Origin of the sequence: Streptomyces sp. NPDC057010, from assembly GCF_042673805.1 — a bacterium.
Lineage (GTDB): Bacteria > Actinomycetota > Actinomycetes > Streptomycetales > Streptomycetaceae > Streptomyces.
The window spans coordinates 23477-32829 of the sequence record NZ_JBHUSC010000066.1 but is presented as its reverse complement, the minus strand read 5'-3'; the positions used below and the strand labels follow the sequence as shown (position 1 = coordinate 32829).

Annotated in this window: 9 protein-coding genes; 4 read left to right on the top strand and 5 right to left on the bottom strand. The window is 72.7% G+C overall.

Annotated elements, in window-relative coordinates; translation table 11 throughout:
- Positions 1 to 75 precede the first annotated feature (75 nt).
- From ACFTXQ_RS32870 to ACFTXQ_RS32860, 3 genes are all read right to left on the bottom strand, one after another.
- Positions 76 to 654, bottom strand: coding sequence for a hypothetical protein (locus ACFTXQ_RS32870; protein ID WP_382648140.1), 579 nt, complete (start codon positions 652 to 654; stop codon positions 76 to 78).
- Positions 655 to 845: 191 nt separating this feature from the next.
- Positions 846 to 1616 (bottom strand): hypothetical protein, encoded by a 771-nt coding sequence (locus tag ACFTXQ_RS32865; RefSeq protein ID WP_382648137.1) that lies wholly within the window; start codon positions 1614 to 1616, stop codon positions 846 to 848.
- Between the two features lie 36 nt (positions 1617 to 1652).
- Entirely contained in the window at positions 1653 to 2333 is a 681-nt protein-coding gene (locus ACFTXQ_RS32860; RefSeq protein WP_382648135.1) for a hypothetical protein, read from the bottom strand.
- A 326-nt stretch (positions 2334 to 2659) separates the two neighbouring features.
- Here ACFTXQ_RS32860 and ACFTXQ_RS32855 point away from each other — a divergent pair, with 326 nt between their 5' ends.
- On the top strand, positions 2660 to 3490 hold the full coding sequence (locus tag ACFTXQ_RS32855) for an SAM-dependent methyltransferase (RefSeq protein WP_382648132.1): 831 nt from the start codon (positions 2660 to 2662) through the stop codon (positions 3488 to 3490).
- A 134-nt stretch (positions 3491 to 3624) separates the two neighbouring features.
- Positions 3625 to 5748 (top strand): putative bifunctional diguanylate cyclase/phosphodiesterase, encoded by a 2124-nt coding sequence (locus ACFTXQ_RS32850; protein ID WP_382648142.1) that lies wholly within the window; start codon positions 3625 to 3627, stop codon positions 5746 to 5748.
- A gap of 80 nt (positions 5749 to 5828) precedes the next feature.
- On the opposite strand, the gene ACFTXQ_RS32845 is transcribed toward ACFTXQ_RS32850, so the two are convergent.
- Entirely contained in the window at positions 5829 to 6896 is a 1068-nt protein-coding gene (locus ACFTXQ_RS32845; RefSeq protein WP_382648129.1) for an FAD-dependent monooxygenase, read from the bottom strand.
- Between the two features lie 119 nt (positions 6897 to 7015).
- Between ACFTXQ_RS32845 and ACFTXQ_RS32840 the strand changes: the two genes are divergently transcribed.
- Complete coding sequence (locus ACFTXQ_RS32840) at positions 7016 to 7663, top strand: TetR family transcriptional regulator (RefSeq protein WP_382648126.1); 648 nt, start codon at positions 7016 to 7018, stop codon at positions 7661 to 7663.
- Between the two features lie 12 nt (positions 7664 to 7675).
- Here ACFTXQ_RS32840 and ACFTXQ_RS32835 read toward each other — a convergent pair whose 3' ends face one another.
- Positions 7676 to 8554: a LysR family transcriptional regulator gene (locus ACFTXQ_RS32835; protein ID WP_382648123.1), complete on the bottom strand. Its 879-nt coding sequence runs from the start codon at positions 8552 to 8554 to the stop codon at positions 7676 to 7678.
- Between the two features lie 94 nt (positions 8555 to 8648).
- Between ACFTXQ_RS32835 and ACFTXQ_RS32830 the strand changes: the two genes are divergently transcribed.
- Positions 8649 to 9353 (top strand): succinate dehydrogenase cytochrome b subunit, encoded by a 705-nt coding sequence (locus tag ACFTXQ_RS32830; protein WP_382648120.1) that lies wholly within the window; start codon positions 8649 to 8651, stop codon positions 9351 to 9353.

The following is a 9353-nucleotide window of genomic DNA, read 5'->3' as shown; positions in this document are numbered from 1 at the left end:
GGCCAGGACTCGGGGCGACCGGCGGTTGGGAAGGCGGGAAGGCGAGGCGGGCGGGTGGCGGGACGGTACGGCGGCTCAATGGCCACGGCTGCCGCTTCCGCGGCGGCGCACCACGTACGCGGTACCGCCCACGGCCGCGAGGAGGAGGGCCGCACCCGCACCGAGTTCGAGGGGGTTCATCCCCGCCACGCTGCCGCCGAGGCCGCCCTGGACGCCCCGGGCGGTGGCGTTGGTGGGGGCGATGCGCGGGGGAGCGGTGGCTCCCCGGGTGGAACTGGTGGTCGGCCGGGAGGTGCCGCCGGCGATCGTCAGGTCGGCCGAGCCGGTCTCCCCGTTGCAGGTGAAGGAGACGGAGTACACCGCCCCGCGCCGGGCGTCCCGGTCCACCGTGACCCGCACGGTCTGGCCGCGGGCGATGCTCACGGTGTCGAAGACCCCGGAGGAGGCGGTGGCGTAGGCCGCGTTGCAGCCGGTGACGGACAGCAGCGTCTGGCCGCCGGGGGAGACCGTGGGCGGGGTGACGCTGAAGCCGAACGAGGTGACCTGGGCCTCGGCGGCGGGCGCGGCGGGCGCGCCGAGGACGCCGAGCGTGATGACGGCGCCCGTGGCGCCGACGCCCAGCAGGGCTATGAGGGAGGAACGTATCGCACCCATGGTTGATTCTCCGGATCTCCGAGGAGCAGCCGCGGAACGGTTTCCGCACGTGGGGGGTCGTGCGCCTCGATGTCCGACACGCTAGGCGCGGGTGCGGGGACCCGCGATCAGGGCCGGGCGAATGGGTCACGGCCGTAGGCCGAACCGGGGACGGGAGGCCCGCCCCCGGTTTGCCCGTGCCGGCCGTCGCGTCAGTCGTCCAGGCCCAGATGCGGGAACTGTGCGAAGAACGGTTCCGCGGTGGCCGCGATCCCGCGCCCGAAGGGCGCGTCGAAGTCCCAGATGAGGAACAGCAGGAAGGCGATCAGCGCACTGAACAGCCCTGCCAGCAGCAACTCCCGGAAGGACCGCCGGATCTGGAGGGTGAAGATCAGGCCCACCGTCACCAGGGCGCCGGTGATCAGCCCGAACCAGACCACCCCGGGCATGGTCGCCCCGGCGCTCTGGCCGCGCGCACTGCGGGCGTCGTCCACCAGCGCGACCTGGTCGACCAGCGGCTGATAGGCCTGCCCCTCGTGGTCGGTCTGCGGTTCGTAGTCGGTGACGTCCCGGCGGATACGTTCCAGCAGCTCCCCGCTGCGGTCCGTGAGGTCGCCCCGGTCGGCCATCGCCTTCCACTCCGTGTCCACCACGTACGTCACGTACGCGTCGACGTCGGAGCGGATCTTCCGGCGCACCTCGGCCGGGTAGACCTCGGAGCGGGTGCTGATCTCGTGCAGGGCCTGCGCCTCCTGGCGCACGTACTCCTGGGCGGCGCCGCGGCCCTCCCAGACACCGGCGATGGCCAGGCCCAGCACGATCGCGTAGATCACGCCGATCATCATCGTCATGTACTCGATGACGTCCGGGGTTTCGTTCGGATCGTCGTCCTCGCCGATCCTGCTGTGGTTGAAGAAGGCGATGGAGAGCACCACGGCACAGGCCGCGGCCATCGCGAGGGACAGGACGAGCCATTCCGACAAGATGACTCCCAATCGGTCACGGGTGGGGCGGCGGAGCTAGCGGGGGCGCAGCGCGACGATCGCGAGCACCGCCGGAGCCGCGGTGAGCAGGGTGAAGGTCACCGGCGAGACGTGGTGCTCGACCGGCTTGCGGGCCGCCGCGTGGTACGCCGGGCGGGCCACCGGTTTCGGGGCCGCCGCGGGGGTGGGCGCGGGTGGCGGCGGGGGTGCCTCGACCACCCGGGGAGGCGCGGGCGCCGGCTTCGGCGGGGCCGGAGCGGGCGGGACCGGCTTCGGTACGGGTTTCGGTACGGGTTTCGGTACGGGTGGGGGCGCCGGCTCGGGCGGCGGTGGCGGCGCCGGCTCGGGCGGTGGGGTGGGCTTCGGCGGCGGTGGCGGAGTCGGCTTCGGCGGTGGCGTCGGGGTGGGCGTCGGCTTCGGCGGACACGGCGGGGGAGGCGGGGGCGGGCAGTGGTGTCCGCCGTGATGGCCCCCTCCGTGGCCCGTGCCGTGCCCTCCCCCGTGGCCGCCGGGGTGGTCACCGCCGTGATGTCCGCCACCCGGGCCGCCTCCGCGGCCCCCGCCGCCGGCCACCGCGACCACGGTGGCGGCGGCCGCGCCGTCGCCGGATCCGGTCGTCGCGTAGGCGCAGCTATCGGCCACGGCCGGGGTGGCGGACAGGGCCGCCCACAGCAGGACCGGAACCACCAGCAGGCGCCTGTCACAGGCTTTGTTCACCCGGGGATCATGGGCCCGGGCGTGCCCGCGCACGCGGGGGTCGGCCGTGGTTCGCCTGAACGGGTGGAGTGCCGACCGTAGAGGTTTGAGCCAGTGGTGGGTCGCTCGCAGGGCGACTCCGATCGCCCAGCGGGCAATTCCCAAAAGGGATTTGTCGGTAACGATCAATCGCCCTGCCGGGCCGGTCCCGTGCCTTTGGTGTGTGACGAAGAACGGATCGGCAATTTCCGCTTTTGCTCGCCCTGTTGGGGAATGATCAGTAGATTCAGCTCGGACAGGAGTCCGACCCCGCACGGACCGCCGTAGGATCAAGGCTTGGAGACCCGATGGAGCGCCCCGCCTGGGCCCCGCCAGGCATCGACATATCGGTGCCGAGCGTGTCCCGCATCTACGATTACTACCTGGGCGGCTCCCACAATTTCGAGGTCGACCGCCAGGCGGCCCGCCGCGCCATGGAATTCATGCCGGGCCTGCCCAAGATCATGCAGGCCAACCGGGCATTCATGCGCCGCGCCGTCCGGCACGCCGTCGCCGAGGGCGTCACGCAGTTCCTCGACATCGGCTCCGGCATCCCCACCTTCGGCAATGTCCACGAGATCGCCCATGCCGCCAGCCCCGAGGCGCGCGTGGTCTACGTCGACCACGACCCGGTGGCCGTCGCACACAGCCGGGCCGTTCTGGAAGGCGACGAACGCACCGGCGTCGTCGCCGCCGACCTGCGCAAGCCGAAGGACATCCTGACCGCCCCCGAGGTCGGCCGGCTGATCGACCCGGACCGCCCGGTCGCCCTGCTCCTCGTCGCCGTCCTGCACTTCCTGGAGGACGCGGACGAGCCGTACGCCGCCGTGGCCGAGCTGCGCGACGCGCTGGCCCCCGGCAGCCTGCTGATCCTCACGCACGCCTCCTACGAGGGGATCCCGCTCACGGAAGAGGTCGCGGGCGGAGCCGTCGGCGTCTACCGGGACATCCGCAACCCGCTCGTCATGCGGACCGGGGAGGAGATCCGCGGCTTCTTCGACGGGTTCGAGCTGGTGGAGCCCGGGCTGGTGGCCATGCCCGACTGGCGCCCGGACGGCGCCGAGGGCACGGAGGAAGGCGAGGCGCCAGAGGACCCGTACGCCTTCTCGGGCTTCGCCGGGGTGGGACGCAAGGCGTGAGACTCCCGGCACAGACGGCGGGCGCTGCGGACGCCGCCGCTCCCTCCGCCGCACCCGGCACCGAACCGGTGGCCGCCCCGGCGGACCGGTGCGCGCCACCGGCAGCCGATCCCGGAACGGCCCCGCAGGGCGGGCTGGAGGACCGGATCGCCCGCTTCGCGACCATCTGGGGGCGGGCGATCTTCCCCTTCACGGCGACCTCGCTGACGCGGACCGAGTTCGAGCGGCACCTCGTACCGCTCACCGTGACCCTCGTCGAGGCCCTGCACGCCCGGCCGTTCGACGCCGCCGTCGGCCAGCGGGTCGGCGCCGAACTCGTCGCCGTGCACTGCACCGACCCGGAGGCCCTCGCCGGCACCCTCGGCGTGGTCGAGTCGTACCTGGTGCTCTACTGCGGCTCGGGCGCCCAGGGCACCGAGGAGTACCGGGCCCGCTGCGCCCGGCTCCAGCACGGGATCGCCGCGGGCTTCGCCCGCGCCCTGCGCGAGCGCACCCTCAGGGAGCAGGAGGCCATCGCCCGTTCCGCGCTCACGGCCCGCAGCGACGCCCAGGAGGCCCTGCACGCGAGCGAGGAGCGCTTCCGGGCCGTCTTCGAGGGGGCCGCCGTCGGCATCGGCATCGCCGACCTCGAAGGCAACCTCCTGGAGGCCAACGACGCGCTGCTGCAGATGTTCGGCGGCATGGAAGGGCACGTCCGCAGCCGCAAGGTCAGCGAGTGGGGACACCCGGACGACACCCCGCACGTCTGGCGGATGTACGGCGAACTGGTGCGCGGCGAGCGGGAGAGCTACCGCGTGGAGAAGCCGTACTACCGCCACGACGGCACCGTGCTGTGGACCAACCTGACGGTGTCGCTGCTCCGTGACGCCGAGGGGATGCCGCAGTACCAGCTGGCCCTGATCGAGGACACCACCGAACGCAGGCTGCTCAACCTGCGCCTCCGCTACGAGGCCACCCACGACGCCCTGACCGGACTGCCCAACCGGACGCTCTTCTTCGAACGGCTGGAGAAGGCCCTGAGCGGAAGCGGGGGCAGCCGCTTCGGCCTGTGCTACCTGGACCTCGACGGGTTCAAGACGGTCAACGACAGCCTCGGCCATTCGGCGGGGGACCGGCTGCTGGTGGAGGTCGCCGACCGGCTGCAGAGCTGCGCGACCGGCCCCGGCGAGGTCGTCGCCCGCCTCGGCGGCGACGAGTTCGTCGCCCTGACCACCGGATCCGACACCGAGCAGAAGGCCGCCGACCTCGCGGTCCGCATCCTGTCCGCCCTGTCCACGCCGATCCGGCTGGAGGGCCGTGAGCTGTCGGTCCGCGGCAGCATCGGCATCGTCGAGGGCCCGGCCGGCGAACGCACCCCGGCGGAGGTGCTCCGCAGCGCCGACATCACGATGTACCGGGCCAAGGCGGCCGGCGGCAACCGGTTCGAATTCGCCGACGCCGAGGCCGACGCCCGGGCCATCACCCGGCACGGACTGACCAACGCCCTGCCGGCGGCACTGGAGCGCGGCGAGTTCTTCATCGAGTACCAGCCGCTGGTCCACATGCACGACGGCAGCGTGCACGGGGCCGAGGCGCTGGTGCGCTGGTCCCACCCGCAGTACGGGGTCCTCGGGCCGGACCGCTTCATCCCGCTCGCGGAGCGCACCGGCCTGATCGTGCCGCTCGGCCGCTGGGTCCTGGAGGAGGCCGTCCGCCAGGCCCGCAACTGGCAGAGTCAGCACGGCGGTTCCTCCCTGCGGATCAACGTCAACCTCTCGCCGACCCAGCTGCACCACCCCGGCCTGGTCGCCGACACGGTCGCCGTGCTGGAGAAGTCGGGCCTCGCTCCGGGCGCGCTGTGCCTGGAGGTCACCGAATCGGCGCTGATAGGTGCCGACGACGAACTCCTCGAACCACTGCGCCGGCTCGCCGCCCTGGGCGTGGACATCGCTCTCGACGACTTCGGCACCGGCTACTCGAACCTGGCCAACCTGCGCCGCCTCCCGGTCAGCGTCCTGAAGCTGGACCGCTCCTTCACCCAGGGGATGCAGCAGAGCCCGGCCGACCCGGTCGACGTCAAGATCGTGGAGGGGATCGTCGCCCTGGCCCACAGCCTCGAACTCGCCGTCACCGTCGAGGGCGTGGAGACCGGAGCCCAGGCCGCCCAGCTGCGCGACCTCGGCTGCGACACCGCGCAGGGCTGGTACTACGCCCGACCCGGCGCCCCCGACCGCATCCACACCCTCTCCCTCTCGGACGCCGTCCCCACCGCCTCCTGACGGCGGAGCCCGCCGCCGGCCGCCCGCCGACCCGACCCGGCCGCTCGCCGCAGGACGGCGGGCGGCGGGCGGCCCGCCGTTCACACCATGCCGGCCTCCGTTCCGACGCCCGGCTCGCGGACGGCTGCCATGACCCGCTCCATCCGCCGGGAGGTGTCGGCCAGCAGCTCGGCGGCCACCGGCAGGCGCTCCGCCTCGTACGCGTCGAGTACGTCCTCCCCCGAGGGGCCGGAGAAGGCTGCGGCCAGGGTCCGGCCGAGGGCCGCCGCATCCCGGATCCCGGTGTTCATGCCCAGCCCGCCGGCTATGGGGTGGACGTGCGCCGCGTCCCCCGCGAGGAAGGCCCGGCCCTCGCGTATCCGGTCGGCCATGCGGACGTTGATCCGCCAGGCCGAGAGCCACGTCGGCTCCGCCAGCCGGATGCCCGGCATCCTGGCGTGGCGGTCGAAGAGCCGCTGGAAGCTCTCCAGGGAGGGCGGCAGCAGCCCGCCGTGCTCGTCCGGCTCCGGCGAGGCCTGCAGCTGGAACGTCTCGGTCCCCGGCATCGGGCAGAGCAGCATCCCGCCGCCGTCCGAGGTGAACCACTGGTGCCAGTAGTCGCGGCTCAGGCCCGGCGCCGTCACGTCCCCGAGGACCATCGTCTCCGTCTCCGCCGTGTGCCCTTCGAAGGGGATTCCGAGCATCTTGCGGATGGTGCTGTGGCCGCCGTCGCATCCGGCCGCGTACCGGGCGCGGACGGGGCGGCCGTCCGCCAGTCGTGCGGTGACCCCCGCCGCGTCCTGCTCGATCCCGACGACCTCGACCCCGTACTCGACGGGGACCCCCAGGCCGGCCAGCCGCTCGCGCAGCGCCTCCTCGACCTGCCACTGGCCGATGAGGAGGCCGTCGCCCGCGGGCGTGTCCTTGACGTGGGCGCCGTCGAAGTACTTGCGCAGGACCAGGCCCCGGGTGCCGGTGGCGGAGAGCCGCTCGGCGGTGCCGAGCCGCGCGAAGACCTCCAGGCTGCCGCGGTCGAGGCCTTTGCCCCGGGACTCGCGGTGCGGCGCGGAGCGCCGCTCGAGGATCCGGACGGCGATGCCGCGCAGGGCCAGGTCGCACGCCAGGGTCAATCCGGTGGGGCCGGAGCCCACGATCACCACGTCGGTCATCGGAAGTCCTCTCGTCGCGTTGTCGTCGCGTTGTTGCCTCAAGGAAAGCGCCTCCGCAAAGAAAAAGCAACCCGGTTAAAAAAATTACTCGGTCACGAATCCGTGGTACGCTGTGAGGCATGGACAACACGACGGGTCTGCGCGAGAACAAGAAGCTCCGTACGCGTCGCCTGCTGGCGGCCACGGCGCTGGAACTCTTCCTGGAACGGGGCTTCGACGCCGTGTCGGTGGCGGACGTCGCCGCCGCGGCCGAGGTCTCCAAACCCACGCTGTTCCGGTACTTCCCCAGCAAGGAGGACCTGGTGCTGGACCGCTTCGCCGACCATCAGGACGAAGCGGCCCGGATCGTGCGCGAGCGGCCCGGGGGGCAGGGCCCGGTCGCCGCCCTGCACGCGCACTTCGTGGAGGCCCTCGACCGGCGGGACCCGATCACCGGGCTCTGCGACCACCCCAACGTCCTCGACTTCCAGCGGCTGCTCTACTCCACGGCGAGCCTGGAGTCCCGCCTCGCCCGCTACACCGCCCGCGAGGTGGAACTGCTCGCCGCCGCGCTCGAAGCGGAGTCGGTGGCGCCGCTCACCGCCCGCCTCGCGGCGCTGCACCTGGTGACCGTCCGCCACGAGCTCGGCCGCGAGAACCACCGCCGGATCGACTCCGGCCAGAGTGCCGACGAGGCCCACCCGGGGGCCGTCGCCGACGCGGACGCCGCGTTCGGAATGCTCGCCGGCGGCCTCGACCGGGCCCTGCCCATACGCCCGAGCGCCTGACCGGCGTCGGCTTCAGCCCACCAGCATCCGCTTCAGCTCGCGCGCCGCGCGCGGGGGAGCCACGTCCGTGCGGTGGGCCAGGGCGATCGTGCGGCGGAGCGGGGAGCCGGCGAGGGGGGTCGCCCGCAGGCCGGGGCCGGCGCGGTCGACCACCATGGCCGGAACCACCGCGAGGCCCAACCCCGCCCGCACGAAGCCGAGGACCGCGTCCATCTCGCCGCCCTCCACCGTGAACACGGGCTCGAAGCCCTCCGCGCGGCAGGCCGTCACGGTGAGCTCCCGCAGGTCGTATCCGTGCCGGAACATCACCATCGGCTCGTCCCGCAGCCCCGAGATGGTCAGCTCCCGGCCCCCGCCCGGCGCCGGCCGGTCCGTCGAGGAGACCACCACCAGGTCTTCCGTCAGCAGCTCCACCGTGGTCAGTGCCGGAGCCGAGGGCGGCAGCGGCAGCGCGATCAAAGCCAGGTCCAGCGCTCCGCGCGCCAGCTCCCGTACGAGGTCGAGCGAACCGCTCTCCTCGATCAGCAGCTCGATCCCCGGATGGGCGGCGTGGAAGGCCCGCAGGACGTCCGGGAGCAGGCCCGTGCACACGCTCGGCGTGGCCCCGAGCCGCACCCGCCCGCGCCGCAGCTGCGCCAGCTCCTGCACCTCCAGCCGCGCCGTGTCGGCGTCCGCCAGGATCCGCCGGGCCAGCGGCAGCAGGGCCTCGCCCGCGTCCGTCAGCGCGATGTTGCCCCGCGCCCGGCTGAACAACTCGGCCCCCAGCTCCCGCTCCAGTGCCTTGATCTGCTGGGAGAGCGAGGGCTGGGCCACGTGCACCCGCTCCGCGGCCCGGGTGAAGTGCCGGGTCTCGGCGACGGCGACGAAGTACAGAAGCTGCTGGAACTGCATCGGCCCAGGATACGCCCCTCATAGTCAATCCCTATGGAGATCAGCTCCATCATGTCTTGGACCTTTCGGGACGTTGGTCCCTACCGTCGGTGTCATGGCTTTGGCAACGCGGACGGGTCGACGGCCGTCCACCACGCGCACGATCTGGGACTCCTCCGTCGGCAAGAAGTCCGTGATGGCCGTCTCCGGCCTGATCATGCTCGGCTACCTCGTCGTGCACATGCTCGGCAACCTGAAGATCTTCTTCGGGGCTGAGGAGTTCAACGGCTACGCCCACTGGCTGCGCACCCTCGGCTCGCCCTTCCTCCACCACGAGTGGGCCCTGTGGATCGTCCGCGTGGTGCTCCTCGCCGCGGTCGTCGCGCACGCCGTGTCCGCCTACCAGCTCAGCCGCCGCGGCCGGCAGGCCCGCCCGGTCAAGTACGCCCACAAGCGCCGCCGCGCGAGCTACGCCACCCGCACCATGCGCTGGGGCGGCATCATCCTCGCCCTCTTCATCGTCTGGCACTTGCTCGACCTCACCACGCTCACCGTGAACGAGCGCGCCTGGGCGGGCCACCCGTACGAGAACGTCCTCGCCACCTTCTCCACCTGGTACGGGAACGCCATCTACATCGTGGCGATGGCGGCCCTCGGCCTGCACATCCGGCACGGCTTCTGGAGCGCCGCCCAGACCCTCGGCGCGGGCAACGCCCGGCGCGAGCGGACGCTGAAGTTCCTGGCCCACGCCCTCGCCCTCGTCCTCTTCGCGGGCTTCGTGTCCGTCCCCGTCGCCGTGATGACCGGAGTGGTGAACTGA